The sequence below is a fragment of the Micromonospora sp. NPDC049004 genome (assembly GCF_040649315.1).
In the GTDB taxonomy this organism is placed as follows: domain Bacteria; phylum Actinomycetota; class Actinomycetes; order Mycobacteriales; family Micromonosporaceae; genus Micromonospora.
On the sequence record NZ_JBEZFG010000003.1, the window covers coordinates 634094 to 656821 of the forward strand.

Consider the following 22728-nt stretch of genomic DNA (forward strand, 5'->3'; position numbering starts at 1 on the left):
CGCCATCACCGCCGTACGAAATCGACACCTCACCCGCGTCGGGCAACGTGCCATGCGTCGGCCTGCCATCAGCGGTGAAGCGGTCGAAGACCGTGCCGTCGGGGAGCTCCTCGCGGACGACGCGGCCGTCGTCGTCGTATTCCACAACTGTGCCGTCGGCGAGGTTCTGGGTGGGCACCGGCACACTCCTGCGGTCGACCGTCCCGGACAGCGACAGAGGCTATGAGCCGACCGGGATCGCGAACAAGACATCCGTTCGGGGACGTCCGGCATTTGTCGCCTGCGTCCTCGAACCGAGGGGCCCCCGCGTACGTCTCAGGTGAGATCTCCGGTGACACACCGGGGAAGTGCGTGGAGGAGCGCCGTGTACAAAGTCGCTGTGGTGGCAGAGCAGCCGATCTGGCGCGCTGGTCTCGAGAAGCTGGCCGGGGACGACCCGGACCGGCTGGTGGAGGTCGCGGTGGCCGACGTCGAGGAGTTGGTGGGCAGCTTCGACCTGGTGGTGCTGGATGTGGCACGGCCGGAGCCCACGGTGAGCAAGCTGATTACCCGGACAATTGCGCACGGTCCGGTGCTGGTCTGCGCGGAATGGCCGGGGCGCACCGGCCTGATGGAGTCGATTCTCGCGGGCGCGCGGGGCTGCGTGAGTCGGCAGGCGGATCAGGACGCGGTGCGTGGGGCGATGCGGGTAACGGTCAAGGGTGGGTTCTATCTGTGCCGACGTCTCGCGGATCGGCTGCCGGAGGAGCTTTCCCAGGTGTCGGCGGAGGAGCCGGGCGCGTTGGCGCCGCGCGAGGCTGAGACGCTGCGGTGGATCGCCTCTGGCTACACCCATTCACAGATCGCGACGCGGATGGGGTTGTCGCAGGCGACTGTGAACACGTACGCGAAGCGCATCCGCGCGAAACTGAACGCCGGCAACAAGGCAGAGCTGACCCGCCGCGCGATCGAACTCGGCCACCTCCTGCCCGTGGACCGCTGAGCACCGGGACGGAACTTCTCAGAACAGCGTCCGGCCCACCATCACCAGGTGGCCGAAGACGCCGAAGACGCCGAGCGTGAGGGGTGCGATCGCCATCGCGGCCCCCGCGCCGACGACCTCCGAGCGGCTGCGGCGGATCGGCGGTTTCGGGCCCGAACCGGTGTGCCGCTTGCGGGGTGGCACCAGCACGCTCATGCCGATGCCGAACAGCACTGTCGTGAGCCCGACGCCCACGAGCACCGCCGACGCGGCGGCACCGCCCATCGACATGACGAGCGCGGCCAGCAGGCCGAACCCACCGGCGGCTGTCGCAGCGCCGAGCATCCACAGCTCGACGGTGAAGGCGGCGATCCGTCCGCGGGCGAACAGGGCCAGGCAACAGATCCCCGAAAGGATGACAGCGACAGTACGTCCGGAGAACGCCATCAGCGGCAACGTGACGCAGAGTGCGACAGCCGGCCCGCCCATGACGACCCCGGTGATCCAGGCGGAACGGTTCACGAGCCCGGTGGTGGCCTCGGCGAAGGACTGCCGGCCTCGCGGCAACTTCTGGCCCCAGGCGGTGATGGTGGCGGCGAGCCGACGTGACACCGCCAGCATGCCGATGGCAACGGCCGCGACGACGGCACTGGATTCGACGGCGTCGGCTCCGAGGCCCGTGGTCAGCGCCACGAGGCCGGCTCCGGCGGCGAGAGACAGCTCGATCGCCACGAGGAGGACGTCGCCGAGCATGGCGATGGCCATGAGCATCGCGGTGTTGGCGCCGATCGCGGCGCCGGCCCAGCCGGAGAAGGTGAGGCCCTGCGCGATGAGGGCGCCGGCGGCGCCCATGGCCGGTACGGCGGTCAGCGCCATGAGTTGGACGAGCAGCGGCGGCGTCGCCGATTCCTTCTGGCGCACGCCCCACGCCATCCCGAGCAGCAGGAGCCCGCCCGTGGTGAGCCCGATCGCCGCCCCGGTGTCGGCGTTGTAGCGCAGGCCGACAAGCACCGCCGCGGCCAGCAGGAACAGCAGGCCGATGCCGATGACCACAGGGCCGGGATGCGCCGAGCGCAGCCGCAGTTCCTCGGTCTGCTCGGCGACGATCTCCTCGATGTCCTTGACGATCGGGGCGTCGACCGGGTCACCCGCCAGGTCGTAGAGGTAGAGCACATCACCGTCAACGATGCCGGCCTGCAACAGGCTGGTGTCCAGGGCGAGGGGGCCGGCGTCGGGGCGCGACAGGGTCCATACGGGTGGGAGCTGGTCGTTGCTGTCCTGACCGCACACCTCGGCGAGCCGCGCGGTGAACTCGCCGAGCGGGCTCAGCGACGGGAGGGCGACGTCGGCGCTGCGGTAGGTGCCTACCACTGTGACGCGGGTCTGTTCGTTGGCCATGACGGGTCTACCCCTGGGTGGTTTCGGTGACTGCGATCTGGACGAGGCGGTTGGGCTGGCCCCGGCGTACGAGCACGCCCCGGCCCGGGGGCCGCTGCGCCGCGCGTTCGTCGCCGAGGACGACGCCCTCTTTGGGGTCGCCGGAGAGGATGAGGCCACCGCACCCCATGTCGCGGATGCGTGTGGTGAGTGTGTCGGACATGCCGGTGCGGACCATTCCTGCGACGCGGCGGGCGAGGACCAGGTGCAGGCCCACCTCGCGGGCCTGCGGGATGAACGGCAGGAACGGCGCGAGCACGCTCTGCGGGCCGACGATCAGGTCGTAGTCGTCGACGACGACGTAGATCTCGGTGCCCTCCCACCAGTCGCGCGCCTTCAGCTGCGCGGGGGTGATGCCCGGCGGGGGTACGCGTTCCTTGAGCTTCTCCACCACCTGCTGCACGTACACCTGGGCGGTTCCCGCGTCACCGGCGTACGCCCCGAGGTGCTCCTCCGGCACGACGTCCATGAGCCCGTGCCGGTAGTCGAAGAGCACGACGCGCATGTCGTACGGCGAGGTCCGCTCGGTGAGCCCGGTGAGCCAGGTGCGCAGCAGTGAGCTCTTGCCCGACCCGGCGTCGCCGTAGATGAGGAAGTGCGGATCGCCGCCCAAGAGGTCGAGTCCGACCGGGGAGAGGTCGTGCTCGGCGAGGCCGATCGGCACGGCGTCACCGGCCAGCGGCGGCAACTCGTCGACGAGCACGCGTTGCGGCAGCAGCCGGACGGGCGGCGCCACCGGGCCGTTCCAGTGCTGGGAGATCTTGGCGAGCGCCTCGTCCTGTGCCTCGCGCAGCCCGTCGACGGAGTCGATGCCGTCGAGGCGGGGCAGGACCAGGTGGAAGAAGACGCCTGGCGTGCTGACTCCGCGACCGGCCATGTTGGCCGGGATCCTCGCGGCGAGCCGGCGGTTGACGTCCGACTCGGTGGGGTCGTTGAGCCGCAGCTCGATGCGGGTGCCGATGCTGTCGCGCAGGGCGGGACGGATGTCGTTCCAGCGCCCGGACGTCAGCACCAGGTGCACGCCGGCGCCGAGGCCACGCGCGGCGATCTCGGTGACGTACACCTCCGCGCTCTCGAACTCGGCCCGCAGCGCCCCCCAGTTGTCGATCATCAGGAAGACGTCGGCCATGCGCAGCCCGTCAGGTAGCAGCCCTGCCTGGCGGCGCTCGCGCAGCTCGGCGATCGACTCGACGCCGAGCTCGCGCATCTCCCGCTCGCGCTGCACGATCAGCCCGCGGATCTCGGCGAACATGCGATTGACCAGCTCGGGTTCGTTACGCCCCGCCACGCTGCCGACGTGCGGCGCGGCGGCGTACGGGTGCAACGTCCCACCGCCGAAGTCGATGCAGTAGAACTGCAGCTCGTCGGGGGTGTGGGTGAGCATCCCGGACATCATGATGGTGCGCAGGAACGTGCTGCGGCCGGTACGCGGAGCGCCGACAGCGGCCAGGTGCCCGTGCACGCCGCCGAAGTCCATGACCAGCGTCTCCTGGTCCTGCTTGAGTGGCAGGTCGATGAGGCCGATCGGCACGGCGAGGCGCCCGGCGAGCGGCCACACGCGGGCGGCGTAGCCGCGGCCGGCCTTGGGCGCCGGCCGCCCGATGAGGTGGTCGAGAGCCAGGGCGGCGGGCAGCGGCGGCAGCCACACCTGGTGCGCGGGGCTGGCAATCGCCTGCAACCGGTCGGCGAGGACCTGCAACTCGGTGGGGCCGGGCCGGGCGGCCAGCCGCGCGAGTTCGTCGCTCTCACGCTCGACGACTACAGCGTCGGAGCGCAGGTCGAACGGCACGATGGAGGTGCCGCCCGCGGTCATGCTGGCGAGGCGGTCCTCGGCGCTGACGTACGGCGCGGAGACGTGGGCGACACGGAACCGCTGGTAGACCGATTCGTCGACCTTCAGGTACGCGGACCCGGGGACCGGCGGCAGCTTGTACGCGTCGGTCGTCCCGATCACCGTCCGGCTCTCGGCGGCCGAGAACGTACGCAGGCAGATCCGGTACGACAGGTGCGAATCGAGGCCGCGCAGCTTGCCCTCCTCGAGCCGCTGGGTGGCCATGAGCAGGTGCATGCCCAGCGACCGGCCGACCCGGCCGATCTGCACGAACAGCTCGGCGAACTCGGGGCGGCCGGAGAGCAGCTCGCCGAACTCGTCGACGACGATGAGCAGCGTGGGCAGCGGTTCGAGGGTTTCCCCGTCGGGGCCGGCGGCGCCGGCGGCGCGGCGCATCTGGTACTCGCGTACCGTGTCGAAGTTTCCCGCGTCGCGCAGGATGCGCTGACGTCGCTGCTGCTCCCCCATGAGGGCGGCCAGGACGCGATCGATCATCGCCGCGTCGTCGGCGAGGTTGGTGATCAGGCCCGAGACGTGCGGAAGCTCCTTGAGGGGTGCGAACGCCGCACCGCCCTTGAAGTCGATCAGGACGAACGAGAGCAGCTCCGGCGAGTGGGTGAGCGCCAGGCCGGTGACGAGCGTACGGAGGAGCTCCGACTTGCCGGAGCCCGTCGCACCCACGATGAGCCCGTGCGGCCCGGAACCGCCCTGGCCGGACTCCTTGATGTCCAGGACGACTGTCTGGCCGTCGCCGTCGGTTCCGATCGGGACGCGCAGCATGCGCGGGTCGCCCGCCGTGACCCAGCGGCCCGTCAGGTCGGCACGGCCGGGGTCGGTGCCCAGCACCATCTCGCTGAGTGAGCGGGTACGCGTCAGCACCTGCTCCCGTTCGTCGCTGAGCCGCAGCGGGGCGAGGTTGCGGGCGATGAGCTCGGCGAACTGCGGGGTGAGATGGTCGGGCTTGCACCGGTGCGCGGGCGTGACCACCGTGTCGGGGTGCCCCTCGGTCACGATGTTGCCCTCGTCGTCGAAGCGGATCCGGAGGTCGACGCGGCTCGGCTCGTCCCGGTCCTTCTCGCTGAGGAAGATCAGGGTGATGCCGAGTTGCGGGCCGGCAGCCTGCAACAGGGCGTTCATCAGGTCTGAGCGGCCCCAGTCGGAGAAGGGCGCGAAGCCGGTGAAGAGCACGACCAGGCGGCGCTGCTTGGCGTCCCCGAGGCGCTCGCTGCTGAGCATGTTGCGCCGGCTCATCACCTGCTCGTTGCGCCGGGCCAGCTCACCGGCGAGGAAGGCGCCGAGCACCTCGGGGTCCTCGGCGACAAGCGACACCGTGCCGCTCTCGCCCTTCGCGTCGGGCTCGAAGGTGTGCGGCAGCCACTTGGTCCACTCCCAGTGCTCGGCGCCTGAGGTCTCGACGGCGATGGTGACGTCGTCCGGCGCGTGCAGCACCCCGATCTGGGTCAGCATGGAGCGGGCGAGCGTGTCTGCCCGCGTCGGGTCGCCCACGACGCTGATGACGCCGGCGCGGCCCACGTCGATGATCATCGGTTGCTTCTCGACGTGGCCCATCCGGTCGATGAGCCGGTGCGCGGCCTGCAACGAGTCCCAGTCGTAGTCGCCGAGCGGATCCATGCCGGGGTCCAGCCCCATCGGCGTGACCAACCGGACCGTGCCGTGGCCGACGCGTACCCGCAGGAAGTCCTTGTCGCTCTGGCGCCGCTCCCACACCCGGTGCCGGTTGGCGCTTATCGACCAGAGCCGGTGCGGGTCGGGGTCGACGAGCATCGAAACCGCGCGCTGGGCGTTCGCGACCTCGCGCGCCTCGTCACGGGCCCGGGCGAGGTGGCGCCGGTAGCGGACACGGGCCCTGCGAGCCTGCTTGCCGTTGGCACTGCGCTGCGACATCCGCATGCCGACGACCGCGCCTGTGGAGGTCAGGAAGAACAGCACGCCGATGATGATCAGGGCGGGTCTGCCGAACGTCACCATGTAGGCGGCCATGCCGACGCTGGACAGTAGCGGCAGCACGAGGCTCCACGCGTTGTTGCCCGGGTTCTCCTTGGGAGGCTCCGGCGGGTTGGGGAGGGTGACCTGCTGGGAGGGAAGCTGCGGCAGCAGCATCCGGGCGGGCCGGTGGAACGCCAGGCGGCTCATCGGGCTCCTCAGCCTCTTACGTCGAACGCGACGTCGGTCAGGTCGGCGGCCTCCAGGGTGCTCAGCTGCTCGTCGCTCGGGTCGTCGAGCTCGGCGATGCGGCCGGCGTGGTTCTCGGTCATCTCCTGGAAAACCTTGCGGGCGAAGCGGCCGTTGCCGAAGCCCTCACCGCGGTCGACGGTCCTGAAGTATTCGGTCAGGCGCGTGCGAGCCTCATCCGACAGCCGGTAGTCGTGGTCCCCCGCGTGCTTGTCGACGATCTGCACGAGCTCTGTCTCGTTGTAGTCGGCGAACGTCAGCGTGCGGGAGAACCGCGAGGACAGACCGGGGTTGACGCCGATGAAGCGGCCCATCTGGTCGGGATAGCCGGCCACGATGACCACCACCTCCTCGCGGTGGTCCTCCATCAGCTTCACGAGCGTCGAGATCGCCTCGTTGCCGAAGTCGCTGCTCTGCCCCTCGGACACCAGGGCGTAAGCCTCGTCGATGAAGAGGACACCGCCCAGCGCACGCTGGAACGCGGCCTGCGTCTTGGGTGCGGTGTGGCCGACGTACTCGCCGACCAGCGTGCCCCTGTCGACCTCGACGAGATGACCGCTGCTGAGCATGCCCAGCGCCGCCAGCAACTGGCCGTAGAGGCGGGCGACAGTCGTCTTGCCCGTACCGGGATTGCCGGCGAAGACGAGGTGGCGGGACATGGGCGGCGGCGCCAGCCCGGCTTCGCGGCGGCGCTTCACGAGGTGCATCAGCTTGACCATGGTGCCCACGTCCCGCTTGACGCTGACCAGACCGATGAGCTCGTCCAGCTGACCGAGCAGTGGCTGCAGCGTGTCCTCCGACGCCTCGGCCTCCGGCGGGGTGCCCGCCTCGGGTGCCTTTGACGAGGTCTGCGCTGCGGCGGGCGCCGGCCCCGCGGTCGCCGGCCACACCGCCGAACCGACCCGCTCGCTGCGACACTGCTCGAAGACGGGCTCGGCGTCCGCACCCAGGCTGACGTCCTCGTCGCAGTCGAGCACGACGCATCGGCGCAGTACGGGGTCAGCCGCGTCCCCGACGTAGAGCGCCGGGTAGCCCGTACGCGAAATCGTCACGTCCTCCGCCTCGCCGTGCGCACCGGTCCCGAAGTAGAGGCCGTTCTTCTTGACCTCGGTGATCGTCACCCGTCGCAGCGTCGGGCGGGCGCCCGTCCACACCGCGAGACCGCTGCCGCCGATCGTCTCGATCCGGCAGTTGTCGAGCACCGGCTCAGCGTCGACGTCAACGAAGACGCCCGCGGCCCCACAGCCCGCCACAGTGGTACGCACCAGCGTGGGCGCCGAACCGGCCGCGATCTCCACACCGGTCTGGGCGATGTCGCGCACGGTGCAGTCGGCGAGCAGAGGGCGGTGCGGTGTGTCCACGCGAACACCTGTGCGGCAGTTGGCGATTGTCACTTCGCGCAGGACCGCGTCGGCCACGTCGTCGACCTGCACGCCGGTGAGGTCGGCGCGGTCGATGCCGGTGCCCTTCGCGTGGAGCACCGAACGGCCGGAGGCACGGATGCCGAGTTCGGCGGTCGTGGTGACAGCGACGCCCAGCAGCGTCACCGACGCACTCCCGGTGAGATGGACGGCTGTGAAGCCGCTCTCGCGCACCTCCGCGTCGCGCAACTGCAGGTGGCTGTCGCCGACCGCGAAGACGCCGTTGGCCTTCGAACCGGTCAGCGAGCCGCCACGCCATCGCACCTGGGCGCTGTCGCGCAGCGCCACGCCGGTCTGGGTGCTGTTGCTGACGCGCACCGAGCGGACCACGACACGGCTGTCGTGCGCGGCCAGCACGCCCGCGCTGCCGGCCCGGTCGATCACCGTGTCGTCGACGAGCGTCACCGAATCGCCACCTGTCACGAGGCCGGCGGCTCCGGTACGGCGGATCTCGCACCGCCGCACCACGACTCCCCCGGTCGTGCCCGGCTCGGCGGGCGTCAGGTCGTCGGGCCGGCCGGGGTGCAGTTCGGGCCACCAGTCGGCGCCGAAGCCGGCGCTGCCGAGGACGCGTACACCGTCGCCCTCGATGTCGTGGATGTGGCTGTCGAGCAGGCGCAGGCCCGCGCTTTCGCGAACCTCCACGCCCGCGTCCCCGGCCGAGCCGATGACGCAGCGCTCCAGCACAGCGGTGGCGGTCTCGCCGACGCGTACGCCGACACCCCGCACGTCGTTGAGCACCGCGCCGGACAGCGCCAGGTACGACGAGCCGCCCGCCGCCACCGCGACGCCGGAAACGTTCGTGACGCGCAGGTCGTAGGCCTCCAGGCGAGCGCCGTCGGCCACGTTGAGCGCACACGTGGAGGTTTCCTCGACGGTGCAGCCGTTGAGCCTGGCCGCCGAACTGCCGGCCACGTGGACGAACCCGCCGCTGACCCGGCTGTCCGACAGCTCGAGGCGCCCGGCCGAGACCACCACTGCGGCGTTTCCCGTCCGGCTGCCGCGGATCGTGAGGCCCCGCAGAGTAGCCGAACCGCCGCGGAGCTGGACCGCGGGTCCCTCCGGCGCGATCAGCTCGACAGTTGCCGACTCGTCCTCGGCGACGATTGTGACGTCGCGGTCCAGGACCAGGCACTCCCGGTACGTGCCCGGGGAGACCGCGACCACCGCACCGGGCTTGGCCGCCCGCACGGCAGCACCGATCGTCCTGTGCCGACTCCACGCACGTGTGGAAACCCGTTCGATCTTGGCGGTCGCGGGCGTACGGGCGGCGGTTCCCGCGGCGAGAGACTCAGTACCCACAGTTCACCCGCGCCTGTCCGAACACCACACGGGCGTTGCTCGCACCAGAGGTGTTCGAGGCGTCGAGGCTGACAGCGAGCTGGTTCTGGTGCACGGGGTAGGTCCCCGCGTCGAACCATTTGCCAGCGTTCGCGTCCTGATCGACTGTGAAACTCGCGAACGGCGTGCCCGTCGCGCCGGCTCCGACCATGTACGTCGCCTTACTGACAAGCGCCGAGCCGGTCTTCGGCAGGTAGACGCTGACGGCGCAGGATCTGATGTTCGGCCCGGGGGTGAACCACCAGGTCGCCGACTGTCCGGTGGCCGCACGGCCGTCCCTGCTGGCGGGCCGCGGCAGCGTCACCGCGGTGCCGTGGCAGCCGCCCTGCGACCAGCCTCCCTTGCCGATCGTGCGCCACGCCCCGATCCGGCCACGGGCATCGAACCCGCGGTCCGCCGCCGCCTCGCAGTCCCAGCCGGCCACCGCGTCGAACGTGCCCGTCGGCAGGACGCTGGGTGCGACAGTGGTGCCCTTCGCCGCCGCCTTCTGCTGCGGGGTCATCGGCCGGACGAGGTGCCAGAACACCCCGACAACGAGCGCGCCGACCGCCACCGCGGCGGTCACGGTGATCAGGGTGGGCAGGCGTACTGTCACCCGCTCGCTCGCCGGGCGTTCCGCGGCGTGCTCCACGAACGCGCGAACGAACTCGCGCCGCTGGCTGACCTCTGCCGACGCCCGATGCTCAGGTGCCGGCGGCGCCGCCACCGTCGCCCGGCGCACCGGCTGCTCAGCCGCGGGATCCGTGCTCACAGGTCCAGTCATGTTGGTCTTTCGCGCTTCGCTCGACGTCCGTGACGCACTGAGACGGCTCGTGGGACGTGGGGGTTCACGCCCGCCCGAATTTTCTCCGCTCCCGTACCGCTACCCGGCGCCAACCTCCTCGGCCGGCTCGACATTTCGTGGCAGGAACAGGCACGACAGCGCGCGGTGCAGCCCGACGGCGCCCGCCTCGGCCGCCACGAAGCCGGCGTCGCGGGCATGCCTGAGCAGCCCCTCGTCCGGCGCGATGCCGTGTTCGCGCAGGTAGTAGGCGACGGCGTCGGTCCAGACCCAGGCCCCGTCGGTACGGAAGTTCGTCGGTACGACGGGGCCGCGCTGCGGGTCCACCACATCGTCCTGGGTCTGCGGCGTCAGCAACAACGTCTGGCCGCTCTCGAGGAAACCGAGCGCGGCGTCGCGCTCGGGGCCCTCCAACCGCGGATGCCCCTGGTCGAAGTACGGCCCGGCATACGGGTCGACGCCGTCGAAAACCCGCGCCACCTGGACCGGCTCGTCGGCGTCGAACGCCCAGAGCAGCGCGGAGGCGCCGAGCGCCGCGTGGGCCGCCGGAGGCACCAGGTCCCCGGTCGCGAACTCGATCAGCAGGGTGGTGTCGGGACCGGCCTCGGCCAGTGCCGAACGCACCGCCGCGGCGGCGACTTCCGGTTCCTCCGCCTCAAGCAGGTAGACGCGGGTCCCCGGACCGTCGGTCGCGTCGGCGGCGAAACGCCACGAGCGCCAGAGCGCCGACGTGCCCGGGGCGGCGAGCACCGCCGCCACCACAGCGTCGTCGTAGTCGTCGGTGGCCGCGGCCCACAGCGGCCCGGTCGCGGCCGTCAGGTCCAGCACGGGCGGCATCACCTCGCCCAGGGCCGGGACGTCGGTCCGCAGCACCCGATGGACGTGGGCGCTGTCGTCGATGCTGTCCATGTTCCTCGTTCCCCTCAGGTGCCGGCCCGGTGAACGGGCACCGCGCATCGTCGCGCGGGCCGTGGGGGCGCGGCCAACCCCCGCGAACGGGGGACCCGGCGGTACGCCCTCGCCGGCGACCTCGTCACCGGCAGTCGAAAACCAGCTCGGCGAGGCTGGCCAGCACCGCACGGTTCGCGCTCGCCGGACCCGCGAGGGACAGCAGGGCGTTCATCAGCGGGCTCTTCGTCCCGACCGACAGGCCATTCGCCGCGCCCAGGACCCGGTCGGCAGGTACCGGCTCGCCGCGCAGCGCCGTCTGGGCGTAACCGAGGACCGCCGCCAGCGCCACATCGGAGCGATCCGGGTTCGCCAGGCCGAGATGGAGCTCCGGCAGGGCCCCGCGGACGGCGTCGCCCGCACCGAGCAGGTCGAGCAGTATCCGGTCGCGCGCCGCCGCGTCCGGCTCGGCCAGGAACGCAGCCGCGGAGTCCCCGTAACCCGCGGCCCGGAGCGTGGTCAGGGCGTCGTGAGCCGGACCGGCGTGCGTGTCGACTGTCGGTACGCCGGTCAGCCCACCCGACGTCGCGTCCAGCTCGGGCGCGCTCTGAAGCATCGGCACGGGCGGGCGCTGCACCTCGGGGAGCGGGCTGAGCCACTGCACCCCCTGCCGCCCCGGCTCGACCGGAAGGCGCTCGATGAGGTCGAGACCGGCCCGCGCGACGGCCTCGGGGACCGGCACGCCTGGTACGCCGACAACTATCGACGCGTTCCCACCGTCGGAACCCGAGCGGACCCGTGTGGCGAGTTCCGGATCGGGCGACCCGGCGGGCCGTGCCCACACCCGCTGCGGCAGGTCTTCCAGCACCCAGCCCTCGGGCAGCTCGAACAGCCCGGAGCGGCTGCCCTGCCGGAGCCCGTACGGCGGCGGGGTCTCCTGGGTGGCCGGGCGGACGAGCCAGTGTTCCGCCCAGCGCTGCAGGGTCGGCGTACCGTCCGCGGTGACCGGCACCGCCCGGCGTGCCTGCCGCGCGTCGGTCGGCCGCTCGGTGTACGCGACAGTGACGCCGTAGCGGTTGCCCAGCGTCCTGAGCACCGCCTCGGGCACCGTCGGGGCATGCACGACGATCTTGGCGCGCTGTGCGGGGTCGGTGACCCGGCCGGTGACCTCGGTGAGGAAGCCGGCGACGTCGGCGCCGGGAGCCACGATGACACGCTGCTCCCCCGGGATCGGGACGAAGGAGTCCGCGACCATGGCCATCCCGTTCACCGGCGGGGCGCCCGGCTGGCGTAGCAACAGGCCCGAACCGACAGCCGCGGAACCGCCGGGCAGCGTCGCGGCCGCGTCGAGCAGCGCCTTACGCAGGGCGGCCGGGCTGAGCAGGTCGTGGTTCGGCAGCTCGATGCCCACCCGTTCTGCGAGATCCCGCAGGCCGGTCTCGGTCGCGGCGGCCTCGCCCTGGCTCGTCGCGCCTCGAAAGAGCCTGTCGTAGCGGGTCAGCCATTCGTACGCGAAGGCGACCGACAGCGTCGCGACGACGCTCGACGGCAACGCGTCGCGGGTGGCCAGCAGGCCCTCGAAGGCACGTTCGGCGTGATGCAGCTCGGCGCCGACCTGCGCGTGGTGCAGGAGGCGTGCGGGCACCGACTGGGCGAGGCCTGCCGTACGCTCCGCCAACTCGGCGACTGCCGCCGCGACCGCGATCTCGGTGTTGCCGCCCCGCTCGGCGCGGGCTCGGGCCGCGGTGCCCGCCTCGCGCAGCACCGCCTCGATCTCGCCGGCTATGCGATCGCGGACGTCGGCCGGGACCTCCCGGCCGTCGCGGTGCAGCGCCGCCGACACCCCGGCGCGTACGGCTTCGAGGATCGGTGCCGCCGCACTGTCGTACGCGGTCCCGGGTGTCCCCGCCGACTCGGGCAGTGCCGGGGCGCTCGGGTCGGCGTCGGCCGTCGCGGCGCGGGCGGCGTACTCGCGCAGCTTCTCGTCGTCGAAATAGCGCGCGATATCGCGCTCGATCTCGGCGGCGACGGTGTCCCAGTGTGCGCCCTGACTCTTCGCGAACGGGTCGAGCTGCTCCTTCACCGTCGCACGCAGCTTCGCCCCGGCGGCGGCGAGGAACTCCTCCCGGGCCATCGTGTAGGCCGACTCCGGCAGCGGATCCCGGCCGGATTCCGCGGACACCACCCTGTGGTTCGCAGCTGCGGCGTCCAACGCGGCGTCGTGCCGGTGCGACTGCAGGTGCACGAAGGCTTCCTGGCGGATGCTGGTGCGCAGGTGCTCGTACTGGTGGCGCCACTGGGCCTCGGCGTCGACGAAGAGCGCGTCGTACCCGTGCACACCCGCCGTGACCGCTGGGCCGAACACCTCCTCGAACCACCGCCGGCCGGTGGTGACGAAGTCCGCCCGGAACGCGTCGAGCACTCCCGGGCGCAGCCCGTCGAGCGTCGCCACGCCGGTGCGCTCGGTTTCCGCCACGGCATGAGCGAGCACGGTGTCGAAGTCAGCGACCAGGTCCGGGCGGTGCCGCTCGGCCAGCCGGGCCGTCTCCAGACGCTGGGCGTACTGCGCCTGCAGGGAACTCGCCTCCTGCTGCCAGCGCTTCGCCCGCTCGGCGTCGGTGAGCGCCGCGATCTCGTCCACCGGGTGCAGCAGCGCGTCCAGTCGCTCCTGGAACGCCTGGCGCTGGAGGTCCTCCAAGCCGTAGAAGTGATTCCCGCGCAGGGCGAGTTGCTCGGCGGCGAACCGCTCGCCGAGGGCGCGCAGGGACACCTCCGACAGGTCCAGATTCAACGCGTCCGTGGTGCCCGCGCCTACCAGTCGGTGGAACTGTTCCGCAGCGCTCTGCGCCGCCATCCAGGCCTTACGCGCCAGGATCACGTCAGCCTTGATGCTCGTGAACTGCCGGTCCTCGTACGCCTCCCACACCGCTTCGCGGCCGCCGTCCTCGGCGAAGCGTGCGTCGTCGCCCTGGTACCGGATGACGTCGTGGTGGTGCAGGACATCCGCGATGACTGTGCGGCGCATGCCATCCAGCACGCTTGTGGGCAGGTCCAAGCCGTAGTCGTAGTCCACCACGCCCACCGCACGGGTCAGGAGGTCGTCGGCCATCTCGGCCGCCTCAAGTTCCCGGGCGAATCGCGCCGGATCGCCGATCCACCGGTCCCGCAACAGGTCCCGGACCGCGGACGGGAGCGACTCCGGGTCCCGCAGCGCGTCCAGCGTGACAGTGAACTCCGCGTCGGCGACGGTCACGACCGGCTCGTCCACGTCGACGGTCGCGGTCGGCACGCCCTCGGTGACGGCCTGCGCGATGATCTGCGGCAGAGCGGATGCCACGGCGGCGACGTGCGGGCTCCACGAGTCGGCCTCCGGCTTGTCGCGCCAGGCGTCGACGATGCGGGCGTCGTATTCGGCTCGGACGGCGTCCACGTCGAAGCGCGCCTCAGGATTGGCCGTACGGAACTCCGCCACCCCGGCCCGGAATCGGCTGTCCGGGTCGAGGCCGGCCGCGTGCAGGTCGCGCTCAGCCGCGGCGGCAGCGAGGTTCCGGTCCTCAATGTTCTGCTCGGCCCGCTCGACAGGCGTCGGTGAATCCGTCCCGCGCCGCGGCGGATCGTCGGGCACGTCAGCACGACTCACAGTCGGCGGCGTGGCGTTCGGGTCGCGGGGCTGCGGTTTCGCCATGAGGAGGCCCTCGCCCGGCCCCTCCGGCAGGATGCTCTCGGGCCGGGTCTGCTTGCCGGGCAGCGGCTTGACGTCCTCCGCGTTCAGCCGTGCGGTGAGGTCGTCCATCACCTTGCCGAAGGCGCCCCGGTTCACCTCGGTCTGCTGGATCGCCCGCGCAGCCAGTTCGTCGGCGTGCTGCTTCGCCGTGATTTCGGAAACCTTCTCCGCGATCTCCAGGTGAACCTGGCCGGCCGCGTCGGGGTCGCCCGAGCGGTACGCCTCCGCCAGCCTGCTCCGGGCGCTGTTCACGAAGTCATCGGCGAGGTTGTAGCCGTTCGGCATCGTGAGGTCGGCGAGCCGGTCGCCCAGGCCCTTCGTCTCCTGCGCCGACATCAGCTCAGCGCGGAAGCCCGCCCGAGCCAGCTCACGCAGCTCGGCGTCACCGCCGACGAGGTCCTGGGTACGCACCTTGTTCGGTGTGAGGTCGTAGCGGCCGTACATCTCCTCGACCAGCGTCCTGCGCGCCGCGGCGGCGCTGGTGTCGTCCAGCAACGACGATCCCCACCGGTCCTCGATGGTCTTCAGCAGCTGCGTGGTGGCGGCGTCGTCGAGCCCCGCGTCCTCGGCCAGCCCCTTGCCGAAGGTTTGCAGCGAGCCGAGCCTCTCACCGTTGGTCGGCACCGTGGGCAGCACCGGAAGCTCCGGCACGTCTGCCGGCGGCGTCAACTCCTGCACCTGCCGCTGGTGCTCCTCGTCCCGCGCCCGGATCTCCGGGTCGGTGATCTCGTCGGTGCGGCCCATGCGGTCCGAGACGGACGGCTCGGAGCGCGGGCCGGGCGAGGGCTTGAGCGTGGTTCCGGCGTGCAACTCGGGCAGCACGTCCCGGCGGAACGCCTCCTGCACGGTTGCCAGGGCCTCGAGTTCTTCCGGCGTACGCGTCGCCGCAGGCGTCGGCGTGGGCTCCACCGGTTCGACCTTCGCTGCCGATGCGGGCCGCTCGCTGGGCTTCCCCAGCGCCTCGAGCCGGCCTTCGAGATCCTCTTGCTCCTGGTCCTGGATCCGGGTCGCACGCTGGTCCGCGACGGTCCGCGCTTCGTCCAGCGGGTCGGTGACCTCCCTGATTGCGGCCTCGTCCCCCTGCCGCAACCCGAGCGTCAGCCGCTCCCGCGCTGCGTCGTCGAACGGCAGCCCGAAGCGCCGGAAGTCGTCGTCGAGCAGCCGCACATAGCGGTCGATGAGGTGGTTGCCCTCGGCGAGCTGCTCCAGTTCGTCGCCGTACACCTGCCGCGCGTTGCCGCCACCGACGCCACCGTCGATGTCGCGCGCGGCGAGCGTCGCCGCACGATCCGGGTCCATTCCCGCCCGTACGGCGGTGTTCTCCAGCAGCGTCCGCTTCGCCTCGTCCAACGACAGGGTTTCGCGGTAGCGCGCCTGGATGTCCGCGCGGATCTGGGTAATCTCAGCGGGCGACAGTCCGGCCTTGGCACCGAGGTCATCGGCCGAGGCCAGCAGCTCGTCGAACTCCCGCTGATGCGGTGGCGTCTCGAGCTGGAGCTCCGGTTCACCGCCCTGCGGGTCCCGCTGGTACTGCGCCCACTCCTTCTCGGAGGCCACGATGTCGTCGTGTCGCTGCCGCGCCGGCGGTTCGACTCGCGTCGGCTCTGCAGGCGAGCGGAGGTTCATGGCCTTCGCCGGGCTCGCGCCATCGGCGGCGCCGACACGATACGTGAGTTCGGCGAGCGGTCCCTCGCGGAAGTCCTGGGTGAATTTCTGTTGGGCGGCCTTCTCGGCGGCGGCGTCCGACGCGGCGATGGCCTCCCGGTCCGCGCGCCACTGAGTGAGTTCCTTCACCCGGCGCTCCAGGTTCTCCATGGCATTGTCGTGCGTCGCCTTCGCCGTGGTCGTCCGGACCTCGATGGCGCGGTCGAGGTCACCGCTGATCTTGGCTGATGCCGCTTCGTCGCCGGCCCGCAGTGCCTGGGTCAGCTCCCTACGGGGGCCCTGCGTCATCGTGACGCCGAGGTCCTCGGCCCGTCCGACACGCAGGTTGACCAGACGCTCGATCATCCGGTTGTCATCCGCGAACGCCCTGATCTCGGCTCGGAACTCGGCGCGGGACACCTGCGCGGTGGCGGTGTTCGGTGATGTCGCACGCTCGGCGAAGCCGCGGGCCACGCTCGGGTCCATCCCCGCCCGTACGCCGATGTCCTTGATCAGCTCACGGGTCGCGGCCGCATCGGCGCCCTTGTCCAGCACACTGTCGCCGTACTTGGCTTTAAGGTTCGTCAGCAGCTCGTCGATCTCCTTCCGTGGCAACCCGGCCGCTTCGCCGAAATCTTCGACGAGCGCTCGCTGCCTTTCCGTGCCGGTCGGCACAGCCGGGAACTCCGGCAACTCGGGTTCCTTCGGCGCGGTCTTCGGGACCTGGAGCTCCTCGCTTCGCAACGCCTTCAACGCGTCCGGGTGCGACATCGAACTCCGGCCGGCGCCCAGCGCCTCCAGACGCTGCTCCAACCCACTGATCGACGCCGAATCCGATCCCTTCGACCCCTTCGAGCCAGGCCCACCCAACGCCTCGAACCGCTCCTCCAACGACCTGCCCTGCCCGGCATCGACACGCGCAGTCGCCGACGACTCCGACACCGGGGACTCCGACATCGACCGACGGGGCGGTGTCGCGGTCGGAACCTCGGCCGCGTCGGGCCGCGACGACGGCCCGACCGGACGACCCGTCGGCGTCTCGACGTCGGCAGGTCGGGGTGCGCTGCCGTGCGGGCCGGAGCCGGCGCGTCCGGCCGGCGTCCTCGCATCGGCCGGACGCGCCGCGCTGGCGTCCGGACCGGAGTCGACGGGCCGCACCGTGGACGAACCGACGTCGGTGGAGCGCTGCGGGCTGCCCGTGCGCGGCGATGCCGCGGTCGACGTCAGGTCCGTGCTGCTGCGCGGGGTGGTGGAGGCCTCCGCCGGCCGCGGCGCATCGGTGCCGGCGGGAATGTCGCGGGTTGGAACGACCTCGCCGGGCCGCGCGGTGCCGGGAGCGGACGTGCCGGCCTCGCGCGGAGGCGCAATCCCATGCCCGGCATTCACGCCCGCGGTGTTACCGGGGGTCGACGACGACACCGCGTCGCGGACCGGGGCCGGGCCTCGACCGGGATCGTGTACGGGGGCGTCCGGGAACCGGCCCGGCGTGGCCGACGGCAGGTGCTCGGCACCCACCACGCGCGCGGGCGGCGCGGTGACGTGGGTGCCGGCGGGCAGGTCCGGGAGCGCACCGGGGCGCATCGCCGGCGGCAGGTTGACGCCGTGCGGCACAGCCGCGGGGCCGCTCGTCGTCGTGTAGTGCAGTCCGCGGTTCTGCCCGGTTGCCGCACCTTCGGCAGTCGACCCGCCGCGCGCCGCGTTCGCGCCGGCCGCCGCCGCCTCATGCTCCGGCACCGCTGGCGGCGTGGCGTTGACCGCGCCGGACCGGGGTGCCGCGCCCGCGGGCACGTTCTCGCCCAGATGCGGCGGCGTGAAGGTCGTACCGGCGGCGTCCGGACGGCCGGTGGCCGGATTGACGACGTTCCCGCCTGTCGACGTGGCGGGCACGTCGGTCACGGCCTCCCGGCCGCCCGCGAAGCCCGTCGCGCGGTTGTCCGGCGTGACGGTACGGCCCGGCCCGTGCGTGTTGACTGACGAGGCGGCGACGTCGGCGCCCGCGAAGCCCGTCTTCGGCTGCGGCGTCGCGGTCAGGTCGCCGTGGCCGGAGATGGTGAGGTCGACACTGCCGGGGCGGGACGGCTGGGGCGTGAGCGGCGAGACCTGCCCCAGGTCCACACTGCTGCGGCCGCCCACCGAGGCGAGCGGGGGGACCTCGCCACCAGTGGAGACTCGCGGCGGCTGCCGGTCCAGGTTGGCGCCGCGATCGAGGTTGGCAACCGGCGGGGTGTCGGCTCCCGACACCGTGGGCGGCCGACTTGCGACGGTGCCGGGCGGGGCGGTCTGCACCTCGAAGGTGCCGGCCTTCCCCGGACCGGGCGGCGCGCTGAGGGTCTTACCTGGAGTGGCGCCACCGGGCGCGGCGGTGGTGGTCTGCGGCATCGGCGTCGCCGGGGTGGTGATGGTCTCCCCGGTGCGGGGGGCAGCCTGCGGGTTGGCGTGCTCGACCGTACGCCCGGCGCTGCCCACCGACCCTGCGCCGGAGTGGACCCGCTGGTCCCCCACGCCGGTGACGGGGGCGCCGCGGCCTCCGCCGGGGACGACCGGAGGGGCGATGGTGGTAGCGCTCGCGCCAACCCCGTCGATGCTCACCGCGCTGCTGTCCACAGTGGTGTTCGAGTAGGGCTTCGGCCCGGTGACCAGCGTGCCGTTCGTGGTCACGTCGGTGCTGGAACCGCCCTTGGGTGTGGGTGCGGGACTGGGGATCGGACCGGGCTTGGCGCCGGTGGCCGAGCCCTTGACCGGCACGTTGTTGACGCCCCGGATGGAGAACAGACCGCCCATGACACCGGCGATGACGGTGCTGATCGCGATGCTGGCGGTGTACTCGGCGGGCACGCCCATGATGCTGGAGACCACCGCCGTCGTGCCGAACTCCATGGCGACCTGCAGCGAGCCCCAGACGAGCATGCCGATGGCGACGTCGATGACCGCGGTGACGATCTTGCCCATGACCTGGCTCATCGCGGTGAGCAGGCCGGCCAGCAGGCGGCCGAGGGCCGCGAGCATGGGGCCGAGGACGGCGCCGAGGCCCATGGTCAGGATGCCCAGAATGGCCAGCACGATCTCGATGATCGTACGGGCCTTCTCCTTGTCGATCTGCTCCTGAACCTTGTCCGCGTACTCGTCGAGGAACTTCGCGAACTCGTGTGCCGCGTCCTTCATCTTGCGCAGCTTGAGGTCGACGATGTTCGTCGCGATGTCCGCGGACAGGCTGGCGAATCCGGTCCACTTGACGTCGTTGTAGGCGGCCAGCACGTTGTCGCCGAGGAGTTCCAGACGGTCGCCCTCGGCCCGCCAGTCGTTCGCGAGCTGGCGCAGCGCCGCGGGATCCGGACGTCCGTCCTTCGAATCGCCCACGGATCAGCTCTGCTCCGGCTTGTGCCACGGGTAGGGGTTGGCGGAGTAGTCCGCCTTGATCGGGTCGAGGGTGGTGTCGTCGCTCGGCGGCGGCGCGCTGTCGCCGGTGCTCTCAGCCTCCTGCCGCATCTGGGCGCAGAAGGCGTCCCACATGTCGGTGACGGAGTGCTCGGCGTTGTTGTAGTTCGCGGCTGCGACGACGACCCCGGAGCGCACCTTGTCGAGCAGGCCCGGCGTCTCGACTGTCTGCCCGTCGGCGCTCGGCACGCCGAACAGCCGCTCCTGGATGTCCTTGAGCCGGGCGTTGAACTCGTCAGCGGCCTCGGCGCTGTCGCCGATCCAGCCGAGCTTGAGGCTCTCCCAGGTCTTGCCGACGGCGTCCCAGTGCTCGACGAGGTTGGTCATGACGACCTTCATGTGCTGCGCGGCGTACCGATGCATCGTCTGCGGTGACACGTTGATCTCGGTCGACGTCAGGTTGTAATCGGCCAACTCGTCACCCCTGCTGCGTCCCTGGTCCACCCCGTCGCCGAGACGCTAGCCGCGCATGCGGCCAGTCTTCGAGACCCCACTTCGGGGACGTTGAACCTGTCCGCACCCGCGCGCAACAGTGCGGTATGGAAACCAACGCCGTGCCCGTCGATCTCACGCAGACCTGGCGGGAGGCCCGCAGCGTCGACGGCAAGGACTCCTCGATCGTCTTCACGCCGCCGAAGTCGGACGGAAAGGGCGGCTACGTCGACTCCGAGGGCAACCCGGTCGACAAGTACGGCCGCGACATCCCGCAGTCCGACGGCAAGGGTGGATGGGTCAACAGCGACGGCGAGCCCGTCACCGAGGAGGGCGCTCCGCTGCCGGCCGCCGACGGCTCGGTGCCCGAGCCGGACCTCAGCGACTGGCAGGTCAGCACCGGCGATATCCACGACGCCGAGAGCAAGATCCTCAAGCTGACGCAGACCGAGATCGACGAGTTCGAGAAGTTCCGCGACAGCGTCATGCAGCGGGCCAGTTGGATCTTCTACGCCCCGAGCTACGCGGCCACCCAGGTCTCCAAACACGCAGGTGACCCCATCGGGGGCAACCACTACGCCGCGTGGTCGGCCGGCCCGGACGAGTACTACCCGAGCGTCAAGGACCCGCACCCCGAGCAGACCGAGCAGATCCAGTACAACCAGTACCAGCTGCTACAGGGCGTCGGTGGCGTGCTCGAGCTGGTCGGCCAGTACGTCGCCAAGCTCAACAACACCGCCCAGATCTACGCCGCGGCCGACATCAACTCCGCACCGCCCACGGACTGACCCGCTCGGCAGCACTTTTCTGCGGCCGGCGTGAACCGCGACCCGACATCGTCCGTCTTAGGGCGGCCGCGCGACAGCGCGGGCGTAGCCGAGTCGAAGGAGCCCGGGGTGTTCGAAGTCGCCGTCGTGTCGGAGCAGCCCGTTTCCCTGGCCGGCCTGGAGAAGCTCGCGTCCGACGCCGCCGACATGCGCGTCACCGCCGCCGTCGCGACGGTCGAGGAGCTCCTGGAGATGGCGGGGCACTACGACGTTGTGGTCCTGGACCTGCCGGAGTACGCCGACGCCGCAGAGATCTCCCTGGCCGCGTCGCTGGGCTCACCGCTGGTCAGCGCCGGCTGGCGGCGCACCGGCCTGTTGACAGCGGTACGCGCCGGAGCACGCGGCTGCGTCGGCCACCGCACCGAGCAGCGGGACATCCGCGAGGCGTTGCACGTCATCGCGGGTGGTGGGTTCTACGTCTGCCCGCGGCTGGTCGGCCGCTTCCAGGAGGAGCTGGCCCGCGGCGGTGGCGAGGAGCCGAGTGGCCTGGCGCCACGCGAGATCGAGACGCTGCGCCTGATCGCCGCCGGCTTCACGCACGCGCAGATCGCCACGCGCATGGGGCTGTCACCGGCGACAGTCAACACGTACGCGAAGCGGATTCGCGCGAAGCTCAACGTCAGCAACAAGGCCGAGTTGACGCGTGCGGCGATCGAGCTGGGCCATTACCAACAGAAGCAACCCCTGAGCCGGGCCGCCGCCTGAACGCCTGCCGCAGTCACGGACATCGAGCGCCTTCGTCGGCCGACTGACGGCACTCGTCGTCCGCGCGCTGTCATCGCCGCGGTCGCCACCGACCGAAGCCGAGCCGACGGACCTCCGTACTCGCCCGCCGGTGGCGGGCGGGACGAAGGACCGGCCGTTGATCGGTTTCCCTGCCGCTCGTACGGGTACCGCCGCTGGTCAGGACCGAGGAAGGGGAGGCCCATGACCGAGCGGGAAGAACGGCGTGACGGGGAGCAGCCCGGGGTGCCGCAGGACGAGGCGGCCCGTGACACCCGGGAGGTTCAGGACGCCCATGGCGGCAGCATGGCGCCGGGGCTGGTCGACGACACCGGTCACCCGGTGACACAGACGCCTGCCGACCGGTTGGCCGAGACCGAGGGCGCGGACTGAGGCACCGGCGTCGGGCGTGTTCTCGGGGCTGACCGGCCGTGCTCGGCGCTCGGTCCCACCGTCGAGCACTGTACCTACCAGTAGGTACAGTGCTCGAATGAGCACTGTCGAACGACTCGTCGAGAGCACCCGGGAGCTGCTGTGGGAACGCGGCTACACCGGAACCAGTCCCAAGGCCATCCAACAGCGAGCCGGGGCCGGCCAGGGCAGCATGTACCACCATTTCTCCGGCAAGCCCGACCTGGCGCTCGCGGCAATCAGCCGCACGGCCGAGGAGATGCGGGCCAAGGCCGAGGCGCAGTTCGCCACCTCAGGCACGGCAATGGAGCGGATCACCGCCTACCTGCGGCGCGAACGGGACGTCCTCAAAGGCTGCCCCATCGGCCGCCTCACTCAGGATCCCGAAGTCATGGGCGATCCGACCTTGCGCGCCCCGGTCGACGCGACACTTTCCTGGCTACGCGAACGCCTCAGCGAGGTGCTGGCCGAGGGCCGGAACCGCGGAGAGCTGGCCGCCACCATGGATCCGACAGCCACCGCCGCGACAGTGGTGGCCGTTCTGCAGGGCGGCTACGTGCTGGCCCGCGCCGCCGACTCCACGGCACCGTTCGACCAGGCGATCACCGGTGTGCTGAACCTGCTGGCCGCGTACGTCGCGCCCGCCGGCTCGTAGCGCCGCCATCCCGGCGAGTGGCAC

12 protein-coding genes are annotated in these 22728 nt (G+C 71.5%); 5 read left to right on the plus strand and 7 right to left on the minus strand.

Features of this window, described 5'->3' with window-relative positions; all coding sequences use genetic code 11:
• Positions 1-382: 382 nt before the first annotated feature.
• Positions 383-982 (plus strand): response regulator transcription factor, encoded by a 600-nt coding sequence (locus AB0B97_RS12075; protein ID WP_357493011.1) that lies wholly within the window; start codon positions 383-385, stop codon positions 980-982.
• A gap of 18 nt (positions 983-1000) precedes the next feature.
• Here the strand turns inward: AB0B97_RS12075 and AB0B97_RS12080 are convergent, their stop codons facing one another.
• The 7 genes from AB0B97_RS12080 to AB0B97_RS12110 form a co-directional block, all read right to left on the minus strand.
• Positions 1001-2359, minus strand: coding sequence for an EsaB/YukD family protein (locus AB0B97_RS12080; protein ID WP_357493013.1), 1359 nt, complete (start codon positions 2357-2359; stop codon positions 1001-1003).
• Between the two features lie 7 nt (positions 2360-2366).
• Positions 2367-6383, minus strand: coding sequence for a type VII secretion protein EccCa (gene eccCa, locus AB0B97_RS12085; protein WP_357493015.1), 4017 nt, complete (start codon positions 6381-6383; stop codon positions 2367-2369).
• Positions 6384-6391: 8 nt separating this feature from the next.
• Entirely contained in the window at positions 6392-9034 is a 2643-nt protein-coding gene (locus AB0B97_RS12090) for a right-handed parallel beta-helix repeat-containing protein (protein ID WP_357493017.1), read from the minus strand.
• A gap of 100 nt (positions 9035-9134) precedes the next feature.
• A complete protein-coding gene (locus tag AB0B97_RS12095) occupies positions 9135-9935 on the minus strand; it encodes a hypothetical protein (RefSeq protein WP_357493019.1) in 801 nt (266 codons plus the stop codon).
• 111 nt (positions 9936-10046) lie between these two features.
• Entirely contained in the window at positions 10047-10874 is an 828-nt protein-coding gene (locus AB0B97_RS12100) for a hypothetical protein (RefSeq protein ID WP_357493021.1), read from the minus strand.
• 124 nt (positions 10875-10998) lie between these two features.
• Positions 10999-19578, minus strand: a complete 8580-nt coding sequence (locus tag AB0B97_RS12105) for a hypothetical protein (RefSeq protein ID WP_357493023.1) — start codon at positions 19576-19578, stop codon at positions 10999-11001.
• Positions 19579-19581: 3 nt separating this feature from the next.
• Entirely contained in the window at positions 19582-20100 is a 519-nt protein-coding gene (locus AB0B97_RS12110; RefSeq protein ID WP_357493025.1) for a hypothetical protein, read from the minus strand.
• A 95-nt stretch (positions 20101-20195) separates the two neighbouring features.
• Here AB0B97_RS12110 and AB0B97_RS12115 point away from each other — a divergent pair, with 95 nt between their 5' ends.
• From AB0B97_RS12115 to AB0B97_RS12130, 4 genes are all read left to right on the plus strand, one after another.
• A complete protein-coding gene (locus AB0B97_RS12115; protein WP_357493027.1) occupies positions 20196-20876 on the plus strand; it encodes a hypothetical protein in 681 nt (226 codons plus the stop codon).
• A gap of 108 nt (positions 20877-20984) precedes the next feature.
• Positions 20985-21620, plus strand: a complete 636-nt coding sequence (locus AB0B97_RS12120) for a response regulator transcription factor (RefSeq protein WP_357493029.1) — start codon at positions 20985-20987, stop codon at positions 21618-21620.
• A gap of 222 nt (positions 21621-21842) precedes the next feature.
• The gene (locus AB0B97_RS12125; RefSeq protein ID WP_357493031.1) at positions 21843-22031 is read left to right on the plus strand and encodes a hypothetical protein; all 189 of its coding nucleotides are present in this window, start codon (positions 21843-21845) and stop codon (positions 22029-22031) included.
• Positions 22032-22128: 97 nt separating this feature from the next.
• Positions 22129-22704, plus strand: coding sequence for a TetR/AcrR family transcriptional regulator (locus AB0B97_RS12130; RefSeq protein WP_357493033.1), 576 nt, complete (start codon positions 22129-22131; stop codon positions 22702-22704).
• Positions 22705-22728: the final 24 nt, after the last annotated feature.

Bases quoted from the DNA above. Each gene is read 5' to 3' on its own strand.
- AB0B97_RS12080 (WP_357493013.1), bottom strand. From the start codon at position 2,359: ATGGCCAACGAACAGACCCGCGTCACAGTGGTAGGCACCTACCGCAGC.
- eccCa (WP_357493015.1), bottom strand. From the start codon at position 6,383: ATGAGCCGCCTGGCGTTCCACCGGCCCGCCCGGATGCTGCTGCCGCAG.
- AB0B97_RS12100 (WP_357493021.1), bottom strand. From the start codon at position 10,874: ATGGACAGCATCGACGACAGCGCCCACGTCCATCGGGTGCTGCGGACC.
- AB0B97_RS12115 (WP_357493027.1), top strand. From the start codon at position 20,196: ATGGAAACCAACGCCGTGCCCGTCGATCTCACGCAGACCTGGCGGGAG.
- AB0B97_RS12125 (WP_357493031.1), top strand. From the start codon at position 21,843: ATGACCGAGCGGGAAGAACGGCGTGACGGGGAGCAGCCCGGGGTGCCG.
- AB0B97_RS12130 (WP_357493033.1), top strand. From the start codon at position 22,129: ATGAGCACTGTCGAACGACTCGTCGAGAGCACCCGGGAGCTGCTGTGG.